The 22,616-nt window shown below is 35.2% G+C and carries 25 protein-coding genes, 1 pseudogene and 1 riboswitch; of the genes and pseudogenes, 15 read left to right on the top strand and 11 right to left on the bottom strand.

The genetic code is table 11. From position 1 onward, the window contains the following. The first annotated feature begins 37 nt into the window (after positions 1-37). Genes EUC40_RS20930 through EUC40_RS20920 form a run of 3 tightly spaced genes read left to right on the top strand, consistent with a single transcriptional unit; the run spans position 38 to position 1,483 of the window. Positions 38-496 (top strand): MarR family winged helix-turn-helix transcriptional regulator, encoded by a 459-nt coding sequence (locus EUC40_RS20930; RefSeq protein WP_088232686.1) that lies wholly within the window; start codon positions 38-40, stop codon positions 494-496. Continuing rightward, entirely contained in the window at positions 489-1,073 is a 585-nt protein-coding gene (pssA, locus tag EUC40_RS20925; protein ID WP_156576470.1) for a CDP-diacylglycerol--serine O-phosphatidyltransferase, read from the top strand. Before EUC40_RS20930 ends, pssA begins: the two co-directional genes overlap by 8 nt. A 38-nt stretch (positions 1,074-1,111) precedes the next feature. Then, positions 1,112-1,483, top strand: a complete 372-nt coding sequence (locus tag EUC40_RS20920; protein WP_156576469.1) for an ATP synthase subunit I — start codon at positions 1,112-1,114, stop codon at positions 1,481-1,483. A 41-nt stretch (positions 1,484-1,524) separates the two neighbouring features. Here the strand turns inward: EUC40_RS20920 and EUC40_RS20915 are convergent, their stop codons facing one another. Continuing rightward, on the bottom strand, positions 1,525-1,965 hold the full coding sequence (locus EUC40_RS20915) for a hypothetical protein (RefSeq protein ID WP_156576468.1): 441 nt from the start codon (positions 1,963-1,965) through the stop codon (positions 1,525-1,527). 267 nt (positions 1,966-2,232) lie between these two features. Between EUC40_RS20915 and EUC40_RS20910 the strand changes: the two genes are divergently transcribed. Further along, positions 2,233-2,871, top strand: coding sequence for a VanZ family protein (locus EUC40_RS20910; protein WP_156576467.1), 639 nt, complete (start codon positions 2,233-2,235; stop codon positions 2,869-2,871). A 99-nt stretch (positions 2,872-2,970) separates the two neighbouring features. Here EUC40_RS20910 and dhaQ read toward each other — a convergent pair whose 3' ends face one another. Together dhaQ and dhaS are read right to left on the bottom strand one after the other, a co-directional pair. Further along, positions 2,971-3,969: a DhaKLM operon coactivator DhaQ gene (gene dhaQ / locus EUC40_RS20905; RefSeq protein ID WP_156576466.1), complete on the bottom strand. Its 999-nt coding sequence runs from the start codon at positions 3,967-3,969 to the stop codon at positions 2,971-2,973. 19 nt (positions 3,970-3,988) lie between these two features. After that, entirely contained in the window at positions 3,989-4,555 is a 567-nt protein-coding gene (gene dhaS, locus EUC40_RS20900; RefSeq protein WP_156576465.1) for a dihydroxyacetone kinase transcriptional activator DhaS, read from the bottom strand. A 178-nt stretch (positions 4,556-4,733) separates the two neighbouring features. On the opposite strand from dhaS, the gene dhaK reads away from it, so the two are divergent. Beyond that, the gene (gene dhaK, locus EUC40_RS20895) at positions 4,734-6,485 is read left to right on the top strand and encodes a dihydroxyacetone kinase subunit DhaK (RefSeq protein ID WP_156576464.1); all 1,752 of its coding nucleotides are present in this window, start codon (positions 4,734-4,736) and stop codon (positions 6,483-6,485) included. Positions 6,486-6,558: 73 nt separating this feature from the next. Here the strand turns inward: dhaK and EUC40_RS20890 are convergent, their stop codons facing one another. Further along, positions 6,559-7,200 (bottom strand): FMN-dependent NADH-azoreductase, encoded by a 642-nt coding sequence (locus EUC40_RS20890; protein WP_156576463.1) that lies wholly within the window; start codon positions 7,198-7,200, stop codon positions 6,559-6,561. A gap of 363 nt (positions 7,201-7,563) precedes the next feature. Between EUC40_RS20890 and EUC40_RS20885 the strand changes: the two genes are divergently transcribed. The 3 genes and pseudogenes from EUC40_RS20885 to EUC40_RS27540 all read left to right on the top strand — a co-directional run. After that, entirely contained in the window at positions 7,564-8,076 is a 513-nt protein-coding gene (locus EUC40_RS20885) for an RrF2 family transcriptional regulator (protein WP_071710691.1), read from the top strand. Between the two features lie 172 nt (positions 8,077-8,248). After that, a complete protein-coding gene (locus EUC40_RS20880) occupies positions 8,249-8,638 on the top strand; it encodes a hypothetical protein (protein ID WP_071710693.1) in 390 nt (129 codons plus the stop codon). Further along, a pseudogene (locus EUC40_RS27540) lies at positions 8,637-8,802 on the top strand (dihydroxyacetone kinase); the annotation flags it as partial. The gene EUC40_RS20880 and the pseudogene EUC40_RS27540, both read left to right, overlap by 2 nt. 268 nt (positions 8,803-9,070) lie before the next feature. Here EUC40_RS27540 and EUC40_RS20875 read toward each other — a convergent pair. After that, the gene (locus EUC40_RS20875) at positions 9,071-9,784 is read right to left on the bottom strand and encodes an NAD(P)H-dependent oxidoreductase (RefSeq protein ID WP_156576462.1); all 714 of its coding nucleotides are present in this window, start codon (positions 9,782-9,784) and stop codon (positions 9,071-9,073) included. Beyond that, complete coding sequence (locus EUC40_RS20870) at positions 9,781-10,659, bottom strand: DMT family transporter (RefSeq protein ID WP_156576461.1); 879 nt, start codon at positions 10,657-10,659, stop codon at positions 9,781-9,783. Before EUC40_RS20870 ends, EUC40_RS20875 begins: the two co-directional genes overlap by 4 nt. A 117-nt stretch (positions 10,660-10,776) precedes the next feature. Here EUC40_RS20870 and EUC40_RS20865 point away from each other — a divergent pair, with 117 nt between their 5' ends. After that, a complete protein-coding gene (locus tag EUC40_RS20865; RefSeq protein WP_156576460.1) occupies positions 10,777-11,664 on the top strand; it encodes a LysR family transcriptional regulator in 888 nt (295 codons plus the stop codon). Between the two features lie 270 nt (positions 11,665-11,934). Next, entirely contained in the window at positions 11,935-13,404 is a 1,470-nt protein-coding gene (locus EUC40_RS20860; protein ID WP_156576459.1) for an RNA-guided endonuclease InsQ/TnpB family protein, read from the top strand. A 50-nt stretch (positions 13,405-13,454) separates the two neighbouring features. Here the strand turns inward: EUC40_RS20860 and EUC40_RS20855 are convergent, their stop codons facing one another. From EUC40_RS20855 to EUC40_RS20845, 3 genes are all read right to left on the bottom strand, one after another. Then, positions 13,455-13,913, bottom strand: coding sequence for a hypothetical protein (locus EUC40_RS20855; RefSeq protein WP_156576458.1), 459 nt, complete (start codon positions 13,911-13,913; stop codon positions 13,455-13,457). A 441-nt stretch (positions 13,914-14,354) separates the two neighbouring features. Beyond that, positions 14,355-14,678: a PepSY domain-containing protein gene (locus EUC40_RS20850; RefSeq protein ID WP_156576457.1), complete on the bottom strand. Its 324-nt coding sequence runs from the start codon at positions 14,676-14,678 to the stop codon at positions 14,355-14,357. A gap of 20 nt (positions 14,679-14,698) precedes the next feature. Continuing rightward, positions 14,699-15,169: a SadB/YajI family lipoprotein gene (locus EUC40_RS20845; protein WP_156576456.1), complete on the bottom strand. Its 471-nt coding sequence runs from the start codon at positions 15,167-15,169 to the stop codon at positions 14,699-14,701. Between the two features lie 174 nt (positions 15,170-15,343). Here EUC40_RS20845 and EUC40_RS20840 point away from each other — a divergent pair, with 174 nt between their 5' ends. Then, the gene (locus EUC40_RS20840) at positions 15,344-16,018 is read left to right on the top strand and encodes a response regulator transcription factor (RefSeq protein WP_001264509.1); all 675 of its coding nucleotides are present in this window, start codon (positions 15,344-15,346) and stop codon (positions 16,016-16,018) included. Continuing rightward, entirely contained in the window at positions 16,015-17,385 is a 1,371-nt protein-coding gene (locus EUC40_RS20835) for a sensor histidine kinase (RefSeq protein ID WP_156576455.1), read from the top strand. The genes EUC40_RS20840 and EUC40_RS20835 overlap by 4 nt, the downstream gene beginning before the upstream one ends. Positions 17,386-17,583: 198 nt before the next feature. Here EUC40_RS20835 and EUC40_RS20830 read toward each other — a convergent pair whose 3' ends face one another. Continuing rightward, positions 17,584-17,790 carry a hypothetical protein gene (locus tag EUC40_RS20830; RefSeq protein WP_156576454.1) on the bottom strand — a complete coding sequence of 69 codons (207 nt, stop codon included), beginning with the start codon at positions 17,788-17,790 and terminating at the stop codon, positions 17,584-17,586. Between the two features lie 256 nt (positions 17,791-18,046). Then, positions 18,047-18,153: riboswitch (SAM riboswitch) on the top strand. Positions 18,154-18,235: 82 nt separating this feature from the next. On the opposite strand from EUC40_RS20830, the gene EUC40_RS20825 reads away from it, so the two are divergent. Further along, positions 18,236-19,294 (top strand): LLM class flavin-dependent oxidoreductase, encoded by a 1,059-nt coding sequence (locus tag EUC40_RS20825; RefSeq protein WP_156576453.1) that lies wholly within the window; start codon positions 18,236-18,238, stop codon positions 19,292-19,294. Continuing rightward, entirely contained in the window at positions 19,287-20,243 is a 957-nt protein-coding gene (locus EUC40_RS20820; RefSeq protein WP_156576452.1) for an ATP-grasp domain-containing protein, read from the top strand. The genes EUC40_RS20825 and EUC40_RS20820 overlap by 8 nt, the downstream gene beginning before the upstream one ends. 257 nt (positions 20,244-20,500) lie before the next feature. Here EUC40_RS20820 and EUC40_RS20815 read toward each other — a convergent pair whose 3' ends face one another. Further along, a complete protein-coding gene (locus EUC40_RS20815; RefSeq protein ID WP_156576451.1) occupies positions 20,501-21,373 on the bottom strand; it encodes a LysR family transcriptional regulator in 873 nt (290 codons plus the stop codon). A 119-nt stretch (positions 21,374-21,492) separates the two neighbouring features. Here EUC40_RS20815 and EUC40_RS20810 point away from each other — a divergent pair, with 119 nt between their 5' ends. Next, on the top strand, positions 21,493-22,389 hold the full coding sequence (locus EUC40_RS20810) for a DMT family transporter (RefSeq protein ID WP_156576450.1): 897 nt from the start codon (positions 21,493-21,495) through the stop codon (positions 22,387-22,389). Positions 22,390-22,616: the final 227 nt, after the last annotated feature.

Below are 22,616 nucleotides of genomic sequence, written 5' to 3'. Positions count from 1 at the left end.
CTATTAAAACGAAATAACAGCATGGAGGAAGAGTGCTATGACTAGAACGTATAAAGAAATAATTAATGAAATGAACCGAGCTTATAATGAATTCTACATTTTACTATTTCAGGAGTTGAAAGATGAGTACGGTCTTACAGGACAGCAAGAGAGTATGCTATTTCATATTAATTTAAATGAAAACACGACAGCAAATCACATTGCGACTACTTTTAATATATCGAAAAGCGCTGTGAGCCAAGTTTTATCGAAATTGGAAAAACAGAAGATGATTTCAAAACAAGTTAATCCTAACAATAAAAGGGAGTATTTCCTTACACTTGGTCCAAACGGTAGTAAGTATATGGAGCAGTTGTCTGAGTTAGATGATGTATTAATTGAGAAGTATTTTTCAAAAATCGATATCGGTGCTTTAGAACAAATGACGGATACGTTAACGAAAATAAATAAAGTGATATTGGAAGAAAAACAGAAGGATCTTGATTGTAATGAGTAAGAACCTAGATGAAGCAATGAGTAGAAAGGAGGAGAAGCGTGTGATGAGTTACATACCAAATATGATGACGATAGCGAATTTTATTTGTGGAATATTGGCCATTTATTCTGTTTTCGCACACGATATGTACGGTGCAGTTATGTTCATTATTACAGGTATGATATTTGATCTGTTTGATGGCATGGTCGCTCGGAAACTCGGTTCTGTTTCAGAAATTGGCGGAGAGTTAGACTCATTTGCGGACTTAGTTACCTTTGGTGTAGCACCGTCTATTCTTGCATATACTGTCGCGTTAAAAGATTTACAGTCTATTGGGATGATGTGCGCGCTTGCATATAGTGTGTGCGGAATGCTTCGGCTTGCGAGATTTAACACGCAACAAAGTAAACTTCCGACATTCATCGGTATGCCAATTCCATTCGCGGCAATGTGTCTCCTCATTTTATGTTTTTTAAAGAATCCAGTTTCCGTGGCGTTTGGTACATGCATACTCGCGTATTTAATGGTGAGTAAAATCAAATTCCCTCATTTTAAAAAAGATATATCGGAAAGTTTGAAGTCCGAAAGATGGGATTGATGATACGGAAATACAAGGAGAAAGATAAGGAGCACAACATGATTCGTATGGCACTAAGATCATTCAACATACAAATGTATTGTTTGCTAGGGGTGATGTTATTAGGATGGCTTGTGACACCTTTTTCAGCCCAGTTTATAGGGATAAGCATCGGCCTTTTAGTTAGTATGTACTGCGCCTGGATTTTAGGAAGGCGTATCGAAAAATTCGGAAATAGCATTGTAAAAAAAGAAAAAGCACCGATGCTCGGCATGATGAATCGGTTTGCAGCGGCAATACTCGGCGCGATTATTATGTATGAAATTGAACACCGTGAGTACATGTGGACATTTGCAGCTGGAATTATGGGTGGGTATTTCTTGGTTATTATTAATTTGGGGTATTACAGTATGAGGGATGAGAAGGGATAAATATGAGAAAGTTAAGGGATTTCCATATGGAAATCCCCTAATTAATCTAGTTCCTTAATAGTTTCTTTAGCAACTTCATTAGAAGCATCCAACTCTAAAATTTTATTACAAATTTCAATAGCCTTTTTATCAGAAATCAATTTATCTGGTACGGAATGAAGAAATAGTAATTGTAATAAACTATCTACATTTTCTTCTTTTGTTAACTCTACTGATCTTTTAGCATGATATAAAGCGGAGTGATATGCTCCTTCAATATGGCATAGAGGATTTACTAATAAATCAAATGCAAGGTCATGTAAATCACTTGATTCTTTTTTCAGTAATAAATAATTTATAAAACTATAGTTCGTAATACTACTGTTTTCGTAAGTAATATATAGTAGTTTTTCTGAGAAGTCCTCAAAGCAGTTGCTTTTAAATAATTTTTCAGCTTCTTTAAAATTGACTGAAGTGATAAGGTTTTCTAGCTTCTTTAACATGATTTATTCACCCACGCATTACGAATTCTTATTTCATCAAGTACCTTTTCATTCATGCTTACTGTTTTCCTCTTGTCAGAATAAGTATATCTTAACTGAACAAACGATTCATATGATTATATATACTGTATGGATGAAAATACTATAAGGGTTGCATGTGAAGATTTAAGAAAAATTTTATGTTTACCCCACTTTTTATTTTAAAAGTTTCTCCTATCCTATAAACAACAAAGTCATAGATGAAGATGTAAAGTTAGGGGATTCTACATGCATACAGAAGTTTTGATTAGTTATTTGTATACTTATTTTTTTACTATTATTTTTTGTATTATGTTTCAAATTGGAGTTTATTTTAAAGTGAAAAGAACTATATCTATTTGGCATTTTCTATGGGTTTATGTTTTTCTATTCTACCTTTCGTTAGTGTATAGGGTGACGCAAATCGCGACTGTATGGGATATAAGTAACTATGAAACGTGGATTCGTGTAAGTCAAATCAACTTGACTCTATTTGATACGGCAGGTAGTACTACGTATCTTTTGAACATTGTACTGTTTATGCCGTTAGGTTTTTTATTACCGACTATTTGGCCACATTTTAGAAAAATGAAAAACACCGTATGTGCGGGATTTCTTTTTTCATTGGCAATTGAGTTAAATCAATTACTAAATAATAGAATTACAGATATTGATGATTTATTTACGAACACCCTCGGGGCGATGGTTGGGTATGTATTATATAGAGTTTTATTTAAAATGATATGTAAAAGAGAGGGGAAAAAGCTTGATACAAACTCTTCTCTAGTTATAAAATACGAGGCTATTTTTTGTTTAGTGTGTTCATTTGTAGGTGCGATGTTAATTTATCATCCAGCTTTATTTGGAAGACCTGTCATCATTCAGTGAGGTGATTACGAATTTCGTTTTAATGCTCGTGCAATATTTCAATTTGCAAAAAGCCTTTAACTCGTTATAGCTAAAGGCTTTTATCATCATAATTTTTACTTACCAACTACCCACTCCAACATCCGCCTTCAACCACTTCACCCAAGCCAAATCCTCTACCTTAAGCAAACTAAGCGAAACACCCTTCATATCTAAAGAAGTTAGAAGAGTACCGACCTTTACGAATGTAATTTGCAATCCTTCCAGTTCACACAAACGGCGAATATCGTTTGCGAAAATGTATTGTTCCATTAATGGTGTTGCACCGAGTCCATTAATGAGAATGGCGAAGTTGTCTCCTTTTCTCCAGCGATAAATGCTTTTTAGTTTGTTCATTAGTTCGATCGCTAATATTTCAGAAGAGGATAGTGCTTCTTTACGGTAACCTTTTTCGCCGTGGATACCAACGCCGTAAAATACTTCATCGTCGTTTAATGTGAATGAAGCTTTTCCTTTCACTGGATCATTGGCAGGTGAAAGAGCGACTCCTAATGTGTGTAAGTTTTCAGTGATAGAACGGCCGAGTGCTGTTAGTTCTTCTAAAGAATGTCCTTCAAGAGCCGCCGCACCAAGTATTTTTTGAACGAAAACAGTGCCAGCGACGCCGCGTCTTCTTTTATTAAAGGAAGCATCATCTTCAATTGAAACGTCGTCATTTACGATGATGTGATCAATTTTTCTTCCTGCTTCTTTTGCGATTTGCTTCGCCGCTAGAAAGTTTTCAACGTCATCTTTAAAGTTTTTGATGATGAATAGTATACTTTTTTCTTTTGGCATGAGGCGAGTAGCCGCTACAATTTGTTCTACTGTAGGCGGAGTGAAAATGCTACCGTTTACTGCCGCTGTAAGCATTCCTTTTCCTACATAGCCAATATCAGCAGGTTCATGTCCGCTACCACCGCCGCTTATGATGACAACATTTTGCTTCAGTTTTTCGATATCTTTTACATAAATGATGTGATGTGTTTCGTCGTAATTTACTTTGTCATTATGTTCAAAATAAAAGCCATGCAGCATATCTTGAACGATATTTTGTACATCATTCATAATCTTTTTCATTGCTTTTGCCACCCTTTAATTACTTTGCTGATTGCTCCAGTAATAGTAGTAATTGATTGTTTATCATATTTTTCATGAGAGAAGACATAATGGATGGATTTACTTCGCATTTACTTTCAATCCAATCTTTTATCGTTCCAACGAAGCCGTGACTATAAAAAGAGGCAATCGTATTTTTTGTCTCATCAGAAAGACTGAATCCACAGCTCGCAGATAATTCATCAATAATCTTCATATATAAGTTTTTCGTATGCTCAAATAAATAGTGATTAAACGAGTTTTGTTCAATGACTTTAAAAGCGTTTCGGTAAAATTTTTGATTTTCATAAAAGTAATCAAATAATAAATCGAAAATGTTTTCCCACGTTTCATAGTCGAGAAAGTCGATAATGTTTTCCTTCGTTTCTTCTCTATAAATCCAGCTTAATAGTTCAAATTTATCTTTAAAATGATAATAAAAAGTTTGCCTACGCATTTGACAGTGTAACATAATATCGCTCACTGATATTTTATGGAATGACTCTGTTTCCATTAAATACTTCAATGAGTTCGCGATTATCTTTTTAGAAATTATAGAAGAGGTCATCTCAATCATCCCTAGAATGTTAGTAATATGAAAATCCTACCCATAAATGAGAGCGGTGTCTTTAGACAGATTGTCCATTTTGTCCGTTTACTATAAAACGCTTTCATTTTAACATGAGTAGTAAGAAGAAGATTTCAAATATATCACAATATATTAAAGGAATTGAGGGAGAACTACAATGAAAAAGATTATAAACAAACCAGAAACATTAGTAATGGAAATGTGTAACGGAATGGTTATGGCTCATCCAGAGCTTGAGCTTTTGAAAAAATATAAAGTGATTAAGAAGAAAGAAATGAACGAAAACAAAGTAACGTTAATTAGTGGCGGCGGTAGTGGTCATGAGCCAGCACATGCAGGCCTAGTCGGAAAAGGAATGTTAGATGCGGCAGTGTGCGGAGATGTGTTTGCTTCTCCTTCACAAATTCAGGTGTATCAAGCGATTAAAGAGACAGCTAGTAAAAAAGGTACGTTATTAATTATTAAAAATTATAGCGGCGATATTATGAATTTCAAAAACGGAGCGCATTTAGCGAAGGAAGATGGAATTGAAGTCGACTATGTAAAAGTGGACGATGATATTGCGGTAGAAGATAGCCTGTATACAGTAGGACGCCGCGGCGTTGCGGGCGTTATTTTAGTTCATAAAATTGCCGGTGCAGCAGCGGAAGCAGGTATGGATTTAGGAGCGGTGAAAGCTGTAGCGGAAAAAGCAGCGGCTAACGTGCGCACAATCGGTTTAGCGTTAACGTCTTGTACAGTTCCAGCGAGCGGATCACCTACTTTCACACTTGCGGAAGATGAAATGGAATACGGCGTAGGTATTCACGGTGAACCAGGAATTAAGCGTGAAAAAATGCTGTCAGCTGATGAATTAGCGAACCGTATGACAAATGATTTAATGAAAGATTTAGGAGTAAAAGATGGCGAGGAAATCGCGCTTCTAGTTAACGGTTTTGGCGGAACACCACTGCAAGAACTTTACTTATTTAACAATGCAGTTACGAGAGAACTAGCTGCTAGAAACATTAAAATCAATAGAGTATTCGTTGGCAACTATATGACGAGTATCGATATGGCTGGTATGTCTTTAACAGTAATGAAATTAGATAATGAGCTAAAAACATTACTATCGAAAGAATGTAATACACCAGCGTTTAAAGTAGATGGACCAGTTGAAAGTGTTGAGTACGTGAATGTGCTTGAAGAGACAGAAGAGAAGGAAGTGTCATTTGAACTAGAAACAGCGGAAGAGCACGCTGTTATAAAAGATAATGTTATTACATTAAACAACATGATTTATCTCGTTGATAAAATGAGCGACATTATTATTAAAAATGAAGTACCGTTCTGTGAGTTAGACACACATGCAGGTGACGGCGACTTCGGAATGAGTGTGGCAAAAGGATTTAAGCAATTAAAACGTGAGTGGCATTCCATTGTAGATCAAGAGAACGTAACGATTGGATCATTCCTTGACGGTTGCTCGATGATTATTATGGAACATTGCGGCGGCGCATCTGGTCCAATTTGGGGCGGTGCATTCCGCGCAGCTAGTAAAGCAGCAGGCGAAAAACGTGAGTTAACAGTGAAAGAGTTCGCTGAAATGTTGCAAGGAGCACTGCAAGGCATACAATCTATCGGTGAAAGATCGTTCGGTAGAGGAGCGGTAGTTGGTGATAAAACACTTGTTGACGCACTTGCTCCATGTGTAGACTCTTGGTTAAACAGCGCTTCAAGCGAAGAAGATATGAAAACTGCCTTTGAAAAAGGAGCAGAAGCAGCTGTTAAAGGCGCAGAGTACACGAAAGAAATCGTAGCTCGCATGGGCCGCGCCGGTACAGTTGGTGAAAGAAGCTTAGGATATCCAGATGCAGGTGCACATGCACTTGGAGTTATCTTTACGGAGATTGCGGGTAGTTTGAAATAGAAGTTAGAAAGTCCCCTCTGCCTTATGGTGGAGGGGATTTTTATTTATAACCATCATGCATCCAGTGAAAAATTTATTTGTTAGCCAATCTAGAAGCTGCTTCTTCAACTTCTTTATACGCATTTTGTAATACTTCATTTGGATCTAGTACTGCTGTTCCTTGTGCACGAACGATTTGATAATCTTCAATACCAAGGAAATTAAACATTGCTTTTAAATATTTATGAGAGTATTCCACTTCTGTATACCAATCATCATTTGTATAGATTCCTCCACTTGCTTGTATAACAAGCATTCTTCTTCCATCTTTAAGTAGTCCCACTGATCCAGTTTCAGTATATTTAAATGTTTCGCGTGCAATCATGATATTGTCCATGTAATCTTTTAACTTTGATGGAATATTAAAATTATGCAAAGGTAATACGATAACATACGTATTTGCACTTTTAAATTGTTGTAAAATTTCGGACATACGCTCTGTTACTTTTTGTTCTTCATCAGTTAACTTTTGTCCATTTCCTTGCTTTTCCCATGCGCTTAAAACAGTTTTATCTATCATTGGTACTACATCATCATATAAATTAATCTGTTCAATCGTTTCATTATTAGGAATGAATTCTGTATAAGATTCTAAAAAATGGTTAAGAACTTTAATGCTGACTGATGATGTATCATCCACTTTAGGATGTGCGTTTATGATAAGTGTTTTATTCATTTGTATTTCCCCTTTTTTAAAGATTTTACGTTTTAATCGTCGACCAAGTTAATCGTCGATTAACTTGGTCTTTAATATAAACTCTGAAATTATTTTTGTCAAATGAAATACATACTACTCTAAAAGAGCCTTTTTTTATCCCGCTTTAATGGGCAGTAAGACCCCCACCTCAAAATGCAGCGAAAGCAAAGAAGTTAGGTGGGGGTCGGGCTGCCCATAAAAGTCCGATTGGTGAAGGCTAATAATCAGTGGGGGATGAAGAAAACCCCCACTGATTAAAGTTTCACTTTATTTGACTAAACTTCTAAATGGTCCTAAGATACAATTTGATAACTCTTAAAATAAAAAGCAGGTGATTTGTATATGCAGTATAGTGTTGGGGTTGAATATGCCTTGCATTGCCTAGTTTATTTAATTAACACTCCTTCGAAGGAAAGTGTTGGAATAAAAGATTTGGCAGAGTTTCAAGGACTTTCTGAAACATTTCTTTCAAAAGTTTTCGGTAAATTATCTAAAGCTGGCATTGTAAGTTCTGTCCCAGGTGTAAAGGGCGGGTATAGGTTAGCTAAGTCTCCAGAAGATGTTTCTTTTTGGGATGTAATAGAAGCTGTCGAAGGTCCAAAACCTATTTTTCAATGTAAAAATATTGTACAGAATGGTCTACTATATCGAGACGAGGCCGAGGCTTGCAATTCTTGTGAACCTAGCAATTCTTCTTGTACAATTAACTTAGTAATGCTTGAAGCAGAAGAACACATGCGTGAGTTTCTTCGCAAAAAGACTCTTGCATGGTTAGATAAAGAACTTGATATTGTTTTACCTGAAAAGATAAGGGTAGATACTCGTGAATACTTCAAACAAAAAAACTCTAACTAAATCGCCATGACGAATTAGTTAGAGTTTTTTTGTCTAGTTTAAAGTCTATTTCTATTACCGATTTGATTTCTTCACATATGTACCATATATTAGTGATTTGTCCCTATCAAAATGAACGTTTTTTGCATTTAATATATTGTAAATATATTTTATTTTGAAAGGATGTGATTGTATGGCTCATAAATCTACTGGAGTGTTTCGAGTTCCAGTTTCTGAAAATGGGATTATTCCAACTGCTCTCAACATTATGTTAAACAATGATTCACGCTGCCATACTAGTAATGTAACGGTAACTGTTAAGAGAAGTAGAAACACTTTTTTCCCGGTTCAAAATGAATTAGTTGAAATCTCTCGTACTTTTGTTTCTTTAGAACCAAACAGAACAACTAAGATTGTGTTGTTTACTCCAGAATTCCAAATAGAAGATTTCCTTGATGTAATCATTAGTGGAAATAAAGATGATGTTAAGGATGTTCTTGTATATTCTTTCTTAGCAGATTCAGTAGGTCACAATCTGCCATCTACTGTTTTCAGAAATGCAGAATACACTTTTGTTTGCTGACGCACTTGCTCCATGTGTAGATTCTTGGTTAGACAGCGTCTGAAACGAAGTGGACATGAAAACTGCCTTTGAAAAAGGAGCAGAAGCAGCGGTTAAAGGCGCGGAGTACACGAAAGGGCCGCGCCGGTACAGTTGGCGAGAGAAGCTTAGGCTATCCAGATGCAGCGACTCCTGTTAAAACAAAGATTCCAACCCCAATAATTCCCCCTAATCCAATTGCAATCAATTGCTATAAACCTAACACTCGATTTAGTCCTGTATTTTTAAGGTCTTTTCTTTGTAAATCCTCAATGGATTTTTTTCTTGTAAAACTATTCACGTTGCTCCTCCTATTATTTGTTTTATATAGAATAAATTATTTATGTTAGGATGACCTAAAAACAGTCGATTCCTTGATATAACGAGAATCGACTGTTTTTAAGGTTTTCTCAATTACTGTCTATACTCTACTTTTAGTTGATGATTTTCGTCATAATGAGAAGCAGGATGGTATGGAATAGAAGGAATCTCAGAAATGTTGTGCAAACGTTTTTTATATTCCTCTAAGTAACGTTTTCGATCTTCTTCATTATGGGATGGTGTCCAGGCAATGAATGGTTCAACAGGCTCTAAACCAGAAAAATAAAGCATGCCATGATTAATATGATAAAGTATCTTCTCGTGCATATCTCCATCCATTCCGTATGGTGTATACGCATGTTTGGGAGAACCGGTTGTAGTAGACAACATCGCTTTTCTGCCTTTCAGTTTACCTGTATCATATCTTTCGTCTCTGGAATAAATAAATCCAGAAGCAAATACTCTATCGAACCATCCTTTTAAAATGGCAGGAACAGAATACCACCATAGTGGGAATTGGAAAATAACAAAGTCTGCCCAAAGCAGTTTTTCTTGTTCTGCTTGAATATCAGCAGAAAAATTGTTTTTCATAGTTGCTTGTTTTTGTTCTACTGCATATTTTAAAAAACCTTTATTTTCTCGCTGGATAAAGTCGTCACCATCAGCAACAGCTTTGAAGTTCATCGCATATAAATCGGATACTTTAACTTGATGACCTAAAGAAGTTAATTCTAAAACCGCCAGATCCTTTAATGCTCCATTAAAAGACTTCGGCTCTGGATGTGCGTAGATAATTAAAATATTCATCCCTTCATCTCCTTCAATACAGTTTGTTTTTTAAATGATGTATTTGCAATTAATACACCAGCCAGAATCAGCAAGGCACCTAAGTATCCTTGCACTCCCATGTTTTCATTTAGAAAGATAAATGCAAATATTGCTGAAAAAACTGGTTCGAGAGAAAATAAAAATCCTGTACTTTCAGGTGTAGTATATTTTTGAGCAATTGGCTGCATCACAAAGCCATAAGCAGAGCAAATAATAGCTAAACCAAGTATTGCGGACCACCCTATGACTCCGCTAGGTAATACAGGCATTTCAAATATGAAATTTCCTACGAGAGCAAAAAGAAATGCAAAGCCAAGTTGAAAAATACCCAATTGAAATGCATCTACCTTTTGAACAAAATAGTTTGTAATTACAATGTGTATCCCATAAAGTAAAGCAGCTAACAAACATAAAGTAGAACCAAATGCAAATGTAAAGTCGTCTTTGATAGTAAGTAATGCTAAACCGATAGAAACAGTTATTACCCCATAAATTACTTCTTTACGTGGTAGTTTTCTTGTAATTAGTGTTTGTAAAACAGGTACTAAAATTACAGTTGTACTTGTTAAAAAACCGGCTGAAGAAGCAGATGTTGTTTTCATTCCATACATAAGTGAAATGAAAATCCCACATAGTAATAATCCAACTATTGCGCTGTAGCCTAATATTTTAGTGTTTACGCTTATTAGTTTCTTATTAAATATAATAATCATAATCAGAAATGCAATCCCGAAACGTAAAGCTACTACTGTGAAGGGAGAAGCTGTATCTGCAAGAAGTTTCATAAAAATATATGATGTTCCCCAACCTATAGAGACTGTAGCCAGTAGTAAATTGGCTTGTTTTTGTGTCATTTGTTTTTATCCTTTCCTGTTTGTGTGGTAGAGCTATATGTTATCATCTGAATTTGTATTAGTTAAACGAATGTTTATAATGAAAGTATTAGAGTTTCTAATACAAGGAGCGATTTGATGAATATATACCACGCTTTTATTAAAGTGATTGAAACAGGTAATTTTACCAAAGCAGCTGAAGAACTAGGCTACACCCAATCCGCAATTAGTCAAATGGTAAACTCATTAGAGAAAGAATTATCAACTACTCTTATTTTGCGATCTCGAACTGGAATAACCCTTACGCCAGATGGCGAAGAGTTTTTGCCGTATATTAGAAATATCAGCAATTCACATAAAGAATTGCAAGAAAAGCAAAAAGAGATGAGAGGATTACAAAGTGGGCTTATTCGAATTGGAACATTTTCTAGCGTTGCATGTCACTGGCTACCGAATTTGATAAGAAGTTTTAAGGAACAGTATCCAGCTGTTCATTTTGATATATACCAAGGAGAATATACAGTTATTTGTAATTGGATTAAAGAAGGAGTCGTAGACTTTGGCTTTGTTAATCCAGAAGCTGTATCTAAATTAACAAGCATTCCATTGCTAGAAGATGAAATGCTTGTCGTTTTGCCAGCAAATCATTGTTTAGCACCTAAAACCAAAATTTCATTGGAAGAAGTAATAGAAGAGCCCTATATACTTTTAAATGAAGGGGAAATAAATGAAGCATTAACCCTCTTTGAAGAAAATTCTCTTGAACCTAACATACAATACCGAGTACATGATGATTATGCAATTATGTCTATGGTTGAACAAGGTCTTGGTATATCAATTTTACCAGAACTTGTTTTAGATAGGTGTCCGTATAATATTGTATCAAAATCACTCTCCCCATCTGTTAGGCGAACAATAAGTTTAGCCTATAAAGACAAAAGGGTATTACCTATAGCAAGTAGATATTTCATTGACTTTCTTATTAAGAATTTTAAGGAAACGGGATCCGAGTTAAAAAATAAGTAAAGAGGCATTCATAAAGAATGTCTTTTTACTATGCGAAAAGTTTAAACTAAGATTAAAACAGCAGGCATCAGCTAATGAAGGTGTTAACCCTGTAGTACATGATAATGAAAAATTACCATTAAACCTCTATCATGCCTTTCGAGAGGACTCCCACCTCTAAACGTAAGTGAAGGTGGTGAGGTGAATCGAAAGAAATATTTTATTTTCAAGAAAAAACCAAAACATACGTTCTTTTTTTGCTATAATATCCTTAACAAGGAGGTGAATAAAATGACAAAGGAAAATCCATCAAACTATAAAACTCTTCAAATCTGGATTAAAAAAGGGCATCGTATGTATTCTTATTTTCAAGAATGTTGTCATAACGCTAAGAATATGTACAACACTACAAACTTTTATATACGCCAGGTGTACACTGGATTAACACAAGAAAAAGAGTTGCAGCCTTTGCAAAAAGAAGTTCTGGATCATATTCATAAAAATATTGGTAAGATGAATGACACACAACTTCTTGCCTATCAGAAGAAATTGGAGAAAGAGAAAGTAAAACCTAAAGAAGAACAGAAAGAGATTACATGTAATTTGTTTTCAGAACCTAATTTTGAAAAACCTTATGTAGATTACAACTTTCTAGATGCACTATTTAAGGCTATGATTCAAAATGATTATCGAGCTTTGCCTACGCAATGTAGCCAGTCAATCATGAAAGGTTTGTTCCAAAATTGGAAATCTTTTTTTGCTAGTTTAAAAGACTATAAAAAGAATCCAAACAAATATGCTGGAACGCCTAGGATTCCAAAGTATATTCGTTCTTCTGAAAAAGAGATTCTGTATACAAACCAAGATTGCATCATTAAAAACGGTAGATTTTTAAAGTTTCCAAAGACGAAATTACAATTAAATATTGGGAAACTAGGTTTCACTGAAGGTAAACTGAAACAAGTTCGTGTGATTCCAAAATACAATGAATATGTAGTGGAATTGGTAATTGATGTTCCTTCTGAACAACAAATTATTGAAGAGAATGCTCGTTATATGAGTATTGATTTAGGGATTGATAACCTTGCAACCATCGTAACAAACACAGGTATGAAACCTGTGCTTGTTAAGGGCAAACATGTCAAAAGCATAAATCAATATTACAACAAAATGAAGAGTCATTTTACAAGCGTTCTTAGAAATGGAAAACAAACGAATGAAGGGCCTTTTACTTCTAAAAGGATAGAAAAACTTCATCAAAAACGTTACTTGAAAATAAAAGACGTCTTCCATAAAGTTAGTCACCATATCGTAAAACTAGCTCAAGAAGAAGAAGTTTGTAAAATCGTTATTGGTCAAAACAAAAGTTGGAAACAAGAAACGAATATGGGAAAAAGAAATAACCAATCGTTTTGTCATATCCCACATAGTTTATTGATTCAAATGATTACATACAAAGCAAATGCTGTAGGCATTCAAGTTGTTGTAACTGAAGAATCATATACATCGAAAGCAAGTTTTCTGGATAACGACTTCATTCCAACGTATGGAGAAAATGACCAAAATACAACTTTTTCAGGAAAACGAATAAAGCGCGGCATATATCGTTCAGCAAATAAAACTTTAATTCATGCAGATGTAAATGCTGCGGCTAACATTTTACGAAAAGTAATCCCAAATGCATGGACAAATGGGATAGAGGGGTTAGGCGTGAAACAGCTCGCTAATGTGTTAACTCCCCTGACGTTAATCGTCCGTTAGGTCGAAACGTTAGAAACCCCCACTTCAAGCTTTGCTAAGTGGGGGAGTGTTCATAAAAAGTATTTAAAGTAGTAACAAATAGGCACAATAATTCCAACTATAGAAAATACAATGCTTCCTAGATTAAATGCAGAAAGTTTTGCACGATGAACTTGGACTGCACCTAAATCTACTCCGCCACTAAAATGCTTATCCATAACTTTAGCAACGTTTTGTTGCTGAGTAACAAAATAAGGTATTAACCATATGCAACAGAACAAAATAATACTGCCGAAAAAGAGGGTATCAATAATAGAAGATCCCCAATTGAATGAAGTAATGACTATGATAGCAAATTCGACCACCATAACAATTATCATAGTTACTGTATACCTAGATTTCTCAGAAACGTTTTTAAATACAGTATCGTCCAGAAATTTTTCTATTTTAGCCCATATTATACTGATTAACACGATTAGGCTAATGAAGAAAATAGTAAATAAGACTTTAATTAAAAGAAACTCAAACATCACCGACACCACCTGATAATTTCTAAATTAGAATGTAAAGTTACAACACTACGTGTATTAGTTATATAGGATGAGCGTTGTTGGACTTCGAACAGAATTTTTCTATTTCTGGTAAGTAAGCAGAAGCTTTTATAAAAAGAATATCTTGTCTCTTAGCAATTCATATTGTAATACAATTTGGTAGAAAATAGAATATTCAAATTTTATTAATTTTTAATAAAACAAACTTTAATAAAATTAAATAGTTACTGTATAACTATAAACATGTAACAAAAATAACGGATTAAGCAGAGGGAAATTTCATAAAGAGGAATTTTATCCGCGTTTCATCATTTTGAAAGGGTTAAAGATATGTATGTTTATAAATAAGGAGAGAATAGTTTTAAAAAAAGCAACGTGAGTTCCTTTAAAGATGGAATTCACGTTGCTTCATTATATTTTTTAATCTTCGTGATCGATTTCTATTGTGCCTGTTCTAGCGCTAACTTTTAAAACATTCAATAGATTGTCAAGTGTCTTGATTTCTACTTCATATTCAAATTGAGATTGTGTTAAGTTGTTATCTTCTAATTCGAATTCTTTTTTCACATTAATAATTTCCCCATTTGTATGAGCTAAAGAAATTTCACGAACTTGTTTTTCTGTGTAGTTGTCATTCTTTTTTGCATAATTGTAACCCATACCAAAGTATCCACCAACAATAGCGATACCGATTACTAAAATAGAAATTACACTTATTATGATTTTCTTTTTATGTTTTAACATTTTCATTCACTCCTTAATGATTAATCATCTATTCCAAATCTTGCTTCGAGTGCATTTTCTGCGTGCTCTAATTGATCTTCCAGTATATCTTGTTCTCTTTCTTGCGTTTGATATTGTTCAACAGTTATCGTTCCAGCGCGATAATCTGCTTCTAGCTGATTATCAGATAGGTCTATTTTGTCATCTAATTGGTCAATTTCTTTTTTTGCTGCTAAGTACGTATTTAAGTCATCTTCTTTTGTTCCAACTGGTTTCGTGTTATTTGCCTTTTCTATAATAGATGAGACCTCATCTTTGAAATCTTGTATTTGCTTCGTATCATTCGTAGCAGGCTCTGTTTTAGTTGGTTCTTGTTGTAGTTGAGCAACCTCTTTTTGTAATTTATCATTTTCGACTTTTAATTGTTGTACTTCTGTATTGTTATCAGGTTGAGTAGAACAAGCTGTTAAGAATAAACAAGACATTGCTCCAATTATCATCCAGTTTCTCACTATGTTTTCCTCCCTTTAATTGAGCATCTTATCCTTGCCTTTATATTACTGAACAAACATTAAAGGAAGATTAATGTGAAAAAATAAAATGATATAATTAAATAGCTTCTAATCTTTCTTTAATGTTTTGGAATTATAGTGATACATATTAATAAGAAGAAAAGGAGAATGTTAATGCGAGTTCTTATTGTCGAAGATGAACAAGACTTACAAAATATATTAGTAAAACGATTGCATGCAGAACATTATAGTGTCGATGGATGTGGGAGTGGAGAAGATGCCTTGGATTATATAAGTATGGCTACTTACGACTTGATTGTGCTTGACATTATGATTCCCGGAATAGATGGTTTACAAGTATTACAAAGATTACGCGCAGACAATAATACAACTCCTGTCTTGCTTCTTACAGCTAAAGATACAATTGATGATCGCGTAAAAGGACTCGACTTAGGTGCGGACGATTATTTAGTAAAGCCGTTTGCTTTTGATGAACTATTAGCAAGAATTCGAGTGTTAATGCGAAGAAAAACAGGGAATACATCTAATGTGTTTGAAATCGCTGACCTAGTGGTGGATTGCAATATGCATAAAGTAACAAGGGGAGACCAAGTTATCAATCTTTCCAGTAAAGAATTTGCTATTTTAGAATATATGATTCGTAATAAAGAAGTTGTGTTGACACGAGATAAGATTGAGCAACATGTGTGGAATTACGACTATGAAGGCGGCTCGAATATTATTGATGTTTACGTCCGATACCTTCGTAAAAAAATTGATAGCCAGTTTGAAACGAAGTTAATTCATACGGTACGAGGCACTGGTTACGTATTGCGAGTAGAATCATGAAAAAACTATCAATAAAAATGAGAGTAACCCTTTGGTATACGGGGTTAGTTGTAATTATTATGGCACTCGTGTTAGCTTTTATTTTAACTTCTTCAGATAAAGTTGTACTTTTTAATATGAAAAATCAATTAAAGAGCACAGTAAAAGAAAGCATTGAAGATATCAAATATAAGCATGGACAGTTAAAGATTGACGATGAGTTTGAAACTTTAGAAGATGGAGTAAATCTTCTCATTTATAGTAAGCAAGGTGAGCTACTGGCAGGAAGTAGTCCGGCCGGCTTTAATAAAAAGGTATCGCTTAAATCCGATGAAATACGAACTATTAAAAATGGTAATAAAGAATGGATAGTATATGATTTTCTCCATAATGCAGACGGCGATGAGCAAGTCTGGGTTCGTGGAATAATGACGATGAACCAATTATCATCAACGATGAATACGCTTATTGTGGTAACACTCATCTCTTTCCCATTACTTATTCTCATTGCGGCAGTGGGAGGATATTTTATTACACAAAGAGCGTTTCGACCTGTGAAACAAATGAGTGATTCAGCCAGTGAAATTGGTGATGGTAAAGACCTTTCGAAGAGAATTAATTTACAAGGTTCATCGAAAGACGAAATTTATCATTTAGCACAAACCTTTGACAACATGTTTGAGCGATTGGAGAAGTCATTCGAAAGTGAAAAACAATTTACATCTGACGCATCTCATGAATTAAGAACGCCAACATCTGTTATTATTTCCCAATGCGAATACGCCTTATCGCAGAGGAATAATCCGAAAGAAATGGAAGAATCTTTAGAAGTGATTTTAAGGCAATCAAGTAAAATGTCCTCGTTAATCTCGCAACTTTTATTATTAGCACGAGTTGACCAAGGAAAGCATGATACTTTTCAATTTGAATGTATCAATATGAGTGAATTAACGGAAATCGTTGTAGAAGAGCTTTCATTAATGGTTCAAGAAGCCTCGATTGATATAACAACAAATATAGAGGAAGACCTGTTTATTAAAGCAGATCAAACGTTGATGATGCGTTTATTAATGAATTTACTAACGAATGCGATTGCTTATGGCAAAGCGAATGGTAGTGTGAATATACAACTGTTCCGTGATGGAACAAACATAATAGGTAAAGTTTCCGATAATGGTATAGGCATCAGCGAGCAACATATTACGAAAATATGGGAACGCTTCTATCGAGTTGATGCAGCACGAACATCTTCAAACATTGGAAACACAGGTTTAGGATTGTCGATGGTAAAATGGATTGTCGAACTACACGGAGGAGAAATTACCGTTGAAAGTAAATTAGGGGAAGGCAGTACTTTTACATTTAAACTACCGATTGAAAAACGATAGTATAAGGGTTAAATTGCGATATAAAAAAACTAAAACAACGTGAATTCCTAATAACTATGGAATTCACGTTGTTTAATTGTATGTTTGGAAAGAATTTAATCAATGGAGGGCATTCAAAAGGTGTTTAGTGTTTTAATAGGCTACACGAAACGAGAAAGAAGATCCTTTACAGCAGAATTTGAGGGTCTTGAATGTATTTTATTCTTTAAATTTCTCCGGTTTTTCCACTCTAAAAGATTTTACTTCACCGCACTCTAAACAAAATGTGGTTAATAGTTTTGAACTCTTTCCTCCTGAAAAGAACCTACTATGTTCATCGTCGCAAACATACGCATGATAGGCGTTTCCAACTCGTCCCTCTTTAAAATTAGTAGAACCACAATTGTCACATCTTTTATTTTTCATGGTATTCACACCTCTTGAAGTTGATATTTATTTTGGTGTATTTTTACGGTAGAAGTAAAGCAACTTAGTTATAAATGATGTTTTCGACATGATACAACATACCCCTTTATATATTCGTAAGTAAAACAATATAATACCCCTATAAATCTCTATAACAATATGATTTCCCACATATCGTTTAATGTGTATCGGAAAAATAAGTATTAAAAATTGATTTTTATTATTCTGACGATTATAATGAATGAAAATCAAACAATTCTTATGTTGAGAAGTGGAGGGACGGGCCCTATGAAACTTCGGCAACCTCGTGTGAGACGAAAGGTGCCAATTCCTGCAGGTGAAGAAACACCTGAAAGATAAGAGCGGTTCAATTAGTCAAGAAGGCTACTCTTATTTGAATAAGAGTAGCTTTTTTTATGGCTAAGAGATGAAGGGGGAGTATGTAGTGGAGTATGGTTTTTGGTTACCGATTTTTGGGGGATGGCTTCGAAATGTAGATGATGAATCTATGCCGCCTACGTTTGAGTATGCAAAACAAACAGCGCAAGCGGCAGAGCAATTAGGTTTTTCAACAACACTTATTGCAGAATTAAACTTAAATGATATAAAAGGTGTGTCAGCACCAAGTTTAGAAGCGTGGACAACTGCGGCAGCACTTGCTGCAGTAACGGATCGATTAGAAATCATGACAGCTGTAAGACCCGGTTTTCACAATCCAGCAGTTACAGCGAAAATGGCAGCGAATATTGATCAATTAAGTAATGGCCGTTTTACATTGAATGTAGTTTCAGCATGGTGGGAAGAAGAAGCGAGGCAGTATGGCGGAGTATTTACCGCACATGATGAAAGATATGATCGCACAGAGGAATTTGTAACAATTTTGAAGGAACTTTGGAAAGAAGAAGAGTTTTCTTATAAAGGGGACTTTTATGAGCTTCATCATACACATTTAAGTCCAAAACCGGTGCAGAAACAAGGCATTAAGCTTTATGCAGGTGGTGAGAGTGAGAGAGGAAAAGAGGTCATTGTAAATCACGTGGATGCATATGTAATGCACGGGGGAACAGTGGAAGAAGTATCTGTGAAAATAGAAGATATGAAGAATCGTAGAAAGAAAGTCACAGAGGAGCCATTACAGTCATTCGGGCTTGCGGCTTACGTCATTTGTCGTGATACAGAAGAAGAGGCACTAGAAGAATGGAGACGCATAACGGATGTGAAAGACGATGCTTTAGGTTATGCGGGTTACCAAGACTTTATTAGTAAATCGCATTTGGAACAGCAAGTGAAGCTCAATGATTATTCTGTATCTAATCGCGGGTTACGTCCTAATTTAATTGGAACACCAGAGAAAATTGCAGAAAGGATACTCGCTTTTGAAAAAGTGGGTGTTACTTTATTACTTTTACAATTTTCGCCACAGCTTGAAGAGATGAAACGATTTTCTGAAAAAGTGATGCCATTAGTTGAAGCAAAAAGAAAGGAATTGATTACAAATGAGTAAAATTTACATATTACATGAGAATAAGGAATGGACGGATCATTTGGTGAAAAGGTTGGAAGAACTGGAGTTACCGTATGAGGAATGGTTTTTAAATGAAGGAACACTTCCGTTAGAACAAGAGCCTCCCCAAGGTGTTTTTTATAGCCGCATGAGTGCCTCTTCACATACGAGAGGACATCGATATGCACCTGAATTGACTGAAGGTGTTCTTGCTTGGCTAGAGGGATACGGGCGAACAGTATTTAACGGGTCTCGAGCGTTACGCCTTGAAGTAAGTAAATTAAATCAATATGCAGCATTAAGAAAATTTGGGATACAAGTGCCGAAAACAATTGGTGCTGTTGGCCGTGATCATATAGTAAAAGCAGCAAGGGAGTTAGGGGAAGTACCGTTCATTACAAAGCATAACCGCGCAGGGAAAGGCCTTGGTGTTCAACTGTTTCATTCCATTAATGCTTTAGAACAATATTTGGACGGTCCGGCGTTTGAAGAACCGATTGATGGAATTACTTTAATCCAGCAATATATTGAAGCGCCAGAACCATATATTACACGTTGTGAGTTTGTAGGCGGCCAGTTTGTATATGCAGTTAAAGTAGATACATCAGAAGGATTCGAGCTTTGTCCAGCAGATGCATGCTCGATTCAAGATGCTTTTTGCCCAGTAGGAGAAGAGAGTAAGAAAGAGACGCCAACAAAATTTGAAATTATATCGGACTTCCACGAGCCAATCATTGAACAGTACAAAGAATTTTTGAAAGAAAATGAAATTACTGTTGCTGGTATTGAATTTATTCGCAGCTCGGATGGAACAATTTATACGTATGATATTAATACAAACACAAACTATAATTCTGATGCAGAGTCTGTAGCGAGTCAATTTGGCATGCTTGAGCTTGCTAAATTCCTTGGAATAGAATTAGAAAAACAAGTAGAATCAGTTAAATAATAGATAAGGTTCTAGTGAAAATCCTTTTTTAGTTATAGTGATCGTATGGCCAAGTCCTGATGGTTTTTACACTAGAACGAAAAGTATAAGAAGTAGCCCAAGTTTCAATGAGGAACTTTGGCTGTTTGTATGTTGTATTTCTCTTTTATATATATTCGCAAGTAAAGTAGCACAATATCCCTATAACAATTAGAATAAGAAAACGTAACAATCAAATCATTCCTGAACTGTTGATTTTGTTTTGATTGCCGATATACTTACTCTCCATCCAGCCATTTTTGGGTATGTTCGATAAACCGTTTTGCAGCTGGTAATGCGTGTTTAATTGAAGTGAGCGACAGTCCAAGTGATCGTGTAGGTCTGTCTTCCAATTCTACAATCGTAACATTTTCGCTTTGTCCTTGTAATGCAAGTTCAGACATGACACTGATCCCAAGTGCATTCTCCACCATCGCGACAATTACATGATCATCGCCGGTTTCAAATTGAATATTGAGATGAACCCGAGCCGTTTCTAATACTTTCCTAACATCGTAACCGCACGAAGAAGCAGGCATAATAAAAGGCACTTTCTCAAGCTGAGCATACCGAATCGTGGATTGTTTACTTAACGGGTGATCTTTAGGGAGTACACATAGCATTCGATCTTTTCTTAGTGGGATAGATTCTAGATGGCTTGAAGACGGTAGTGACATAAAACCTAAGTCAATCACTCCTTGTTGAATCCACGTTTCAATCGTGCCATAATCTCCTTCCATTAATTTGATTTCAATTCGAGGGTGTTCTAAGTGAAATCGATGTATGATTGCAGGCAGCCAGTGAGTGGACACGCTTGTAAAGGTGCCAATGCGCAAGGTTCCCGCCTCTATGCCATTAATCTCTGCAACAGCTTGCTTCAGTCGCTCATTATGGTTTACTATTTCACGAACATGCGTTAAAACACGGTTCCCATTTTCCGTTAATCGAATACCTGTTTTATTCCGAGAAAGCAGTTGAAACCCATACTCTAATTCAAGACTCCTGATCGCATGGCTGACACCTGACTGAGTTACATTCAGTGCTTCTGCTGCTCTTGATAAATTTCCCATTTCAACCGTCTTCAGAAAAATTTCTAACTTAGTCAGACTCATCGAATCTCCTACTTTCTTATGTATGAATTTTGTTCAAGTATAGCATTAAATATATTCAATTTACTAATACTTCAATCACAATTATACTATGTACATAAATCTGAAAAGGGGAACTAAAAATGAAACCTATAAAAGCTGATTTTATGATCTTAGTTGTTACAATGACCTGGGGTTCTTCCTATCTTTTTATGAAAGTCGGATTGGAAACTGTTCCTTCATTTTCTCTTGTTGCATTACGCTTTGGTATTGCTTTTTTGGTTTGTGTCGCTGTTTTTTGTAAACAATTTCGTTCAATTCATTTTGTTACTCTAAGATATGGTTTTATTCTGGGGTTTTTACTATTTGTGGTATCTTCTTCAGTCATCTTAGGTTTAAAAACAACATCAGCTTCAAATGCCGGTTTTCTAGCCAGTTTGACGGTAATCTTTATTCCTTTATTATCTATCGTTCTGTTCAAAGATCGACTAAGTTATAGACTAATCATTAGTTCCCTTGTTGCAATGACAGGTATTGGCTTACTGACTTTGAATAATCAATTAACACTTAATTCTGGAGATTTACTCTGTATACTCGCCGCTTTCTTTTATGCTTTTCATATTATTGTCACCGGGAGGGCGGCTAAAGTTGCCAATACATTGCAGCTTGGTATTCTTCAATTGGGATTTGCAGGAGGCTTTGGCATACTCTTTGCCCTGATTTTCGAAAAGCCGCAACTTCCATCCACTAAAGAAAGTTGGATCGCTGTACTGGTGTTAAGCATTGTCTGCAGTGCTTTTGCCTACATTATTCAGGCGATGGCGCAGAAATACACAACACCGACACATACAGGACTCATCTTTTCATTAGAACCTGTATTTTCTGCAATATTCGCTTACCTGTTCATGAACGAAGTATTGCCACTCAAAGGGTATATTGGAGCATTGCTTATTCTTAGTGGTGTTATACTGGCTGAGATAAAAGTGAAGCGAAAACATTCATTTAAAGTAAAAAAGAGAGACGTGAAATGTACAGAGTAGTACCACTGAGTGAAGTTTCGCTTTATTCCAATGATTTTTGAATGTTATATTCCCTTATTATTTATGTATTTACAAATAAAACAGCATAATATCACCATGAACTCCTATAACAATATGAATTTTTGCATATTTTAAAATTTAATATATCCCCTAAAAACTTTTAATTGTATAATGTGTCTTGTCATAGTCTTTTAGATTTTTCGACAAAAAACCACAAAAATAGAAGA

Origin of the sequence: Bacillus luti (genome assembly GCF_009739945.1) — a bacterium.
GTDB lineage: Bacteria > Bacillota > Bacilli > Bacillales > Bacillaceae_G > Bacillus_A > Bacillus_A luti.
Note: the sequence above shows the minus strand (reverse complement) of the source record. Positions and strands in the feature narration are given on the sequence as shown.

Bases quoted from the DNA above. Each gene is read 5' to 3' on its own strand.
- EUC40_RS20880 (WP_071710693.1), top strand. From the start codon at position 8,249: ATGGCTCATAAATCTACTGGAGTGTTTCGAGTTCCAGTTTCTGAAAAT.
- dhaQ (WP_156576466.1), bottom strand. From the start codon at position 3,969: ATGAAAAAGATTATGAATGATGTACAAAATATCGTTCAAGATATGCTG.
- EUC40_RS20860 (WP_156576459.1), top strand. From the start codon at position 11,935: ATGACAAAGGAAAATCCATCAAACTATAAAACTCTTCAAATCTGGATT.
- EUC40_RS20890 (WP_156576463.1), bottom strand. From the start codon at position 7,200: ATGAATAAAACACTTATCATAAACGCACATCCTAAAGTGGATGATACA.
- EUC40_RS20855 (WP_156576458.1), bottom strand. From the start codon at position 13,913: ATGTTTGAGTTTCTTTTAATTAAAGTCTTATTTACTATTTTCTTCATT.
- pssA (WP_156576470.1), top strand. From the start codon at position 489: ATGAGTAAGAACCTAGATGAAGCAATGAGTAGAAAGGAGGAGAAGCGT.
- EUC40_RS20910 (WP_156576467.1), top strand. From the start codon at position 2,233: ATGCATACAGAAGTTTTGATTAGTTATTTGTATACTTATTTTTTTACT.
- EUC40_RS20920 (WP_156576469.1), top strand. From the start codon at position 1,112: ATGATTCGTATGGCACTAAGATCATTCAACATACAAATGTATTGTTTG.
- EUC40_RS20820 (WP_156576452.1), top strand. From the start codon at position 19,287: ATGAGTAAAATTTACATATTACATGAGAATAAGGAATGGACGGATCAT.
- EUC40_RS20875 (WP_156576462.1), bottom strand. From the start codon at position 9,784: ATGAATATTTTAATTATCTACGCACATCCAGAGCCGAAGTCTTTTAAT.
- EUC40_RS20885 (WP_071710691.1), top strand. From the start codon at position 7,564: ATGCAGTATAGTGTTGGGGTTGAATATGCCTTGCATTGCCTAGTTTAT.
- EUC40_RS20815 (WP_156576451.1), bottom strand. From the start codon at position 21,373: ATGAGTCTGACTAAGTTAGAAATTTTTCTGAAGACGGTTGAAATGGGA.
- EUC40_RS20850 (WP_156576457.1), bottom strand. From the start codon at position 14,678: ATGTTAAAACATAAAAAGAAAATCATAATAAGTGTAATTTCTATTTTA.
- EUC40_RS20915 (WP_156576468.1), bottom strand. From the start codon at position 1,965: ATGTTAAAGAAGCTAGAAAACCTTATCACTTCAGTCAATTTTAAAGAA.
- EUC40_RS20840 (WP_001264509.1), top strand. From the start codon at position 15,344: ATGCGAGTTCTTATTGTCGAAGATGAACAAGACTTACAAAATATATTA.
- dhaS (WP_156576465.1), bottom strand. From the start codon at position 4,555: ATGACCTCTTCTATAATTTCTAAAAAGATAATCGCGAACTCATTGAAG.
- EUC40_RS20930 (WP_088232686.1), top strand. From the start codon at position 38: ATGACTAGAACGTATAAAGAAATAATTAATGAAATGAACCGAGCTTAT.
- dhaK (WP_156576464.1), top strand. From the start codon at position 4,734: ATGAAAAAGATTATAAACAAACCAGAAACATTAGTAATGGAAATGTGT.
- EUC40_RS20810 (WP_156576450.1), top strand. From the start codon at position 21,493: ATGAAACCTATAAAAGCTGATTTTATGATCTTAGTTGTTACAATGACC.
- EUC40_RS20865 (WP_156576460.1), top strand. From the start codon at position 10,777: ATGAATATATACCACGCTTTTATTAAAGTGATTGAAACAGGTAATTTT.
- EUC40_RS20835 (WP_156576455.1), top strand. From the start codon at position 16,015: ATGAAAAAACTATCAATAAAAATGAGAGTAACCCTTTGGTATACGGGG.
- EUC40_RS20870 (WP_156576461.1), bottom strand. From the start codon at position 10,659: ATGACACAAAAACAAGCCAATTTACTACTGGCTACAGTCTCTATAGGT.
- EUC40_RS20830 (WP_156576454.1), bottom strand. From the start codon at position 17,790: ATGAAAAATAAAAGATGTGACAATTGTGGTTCTACTAATTTTAAAGAG.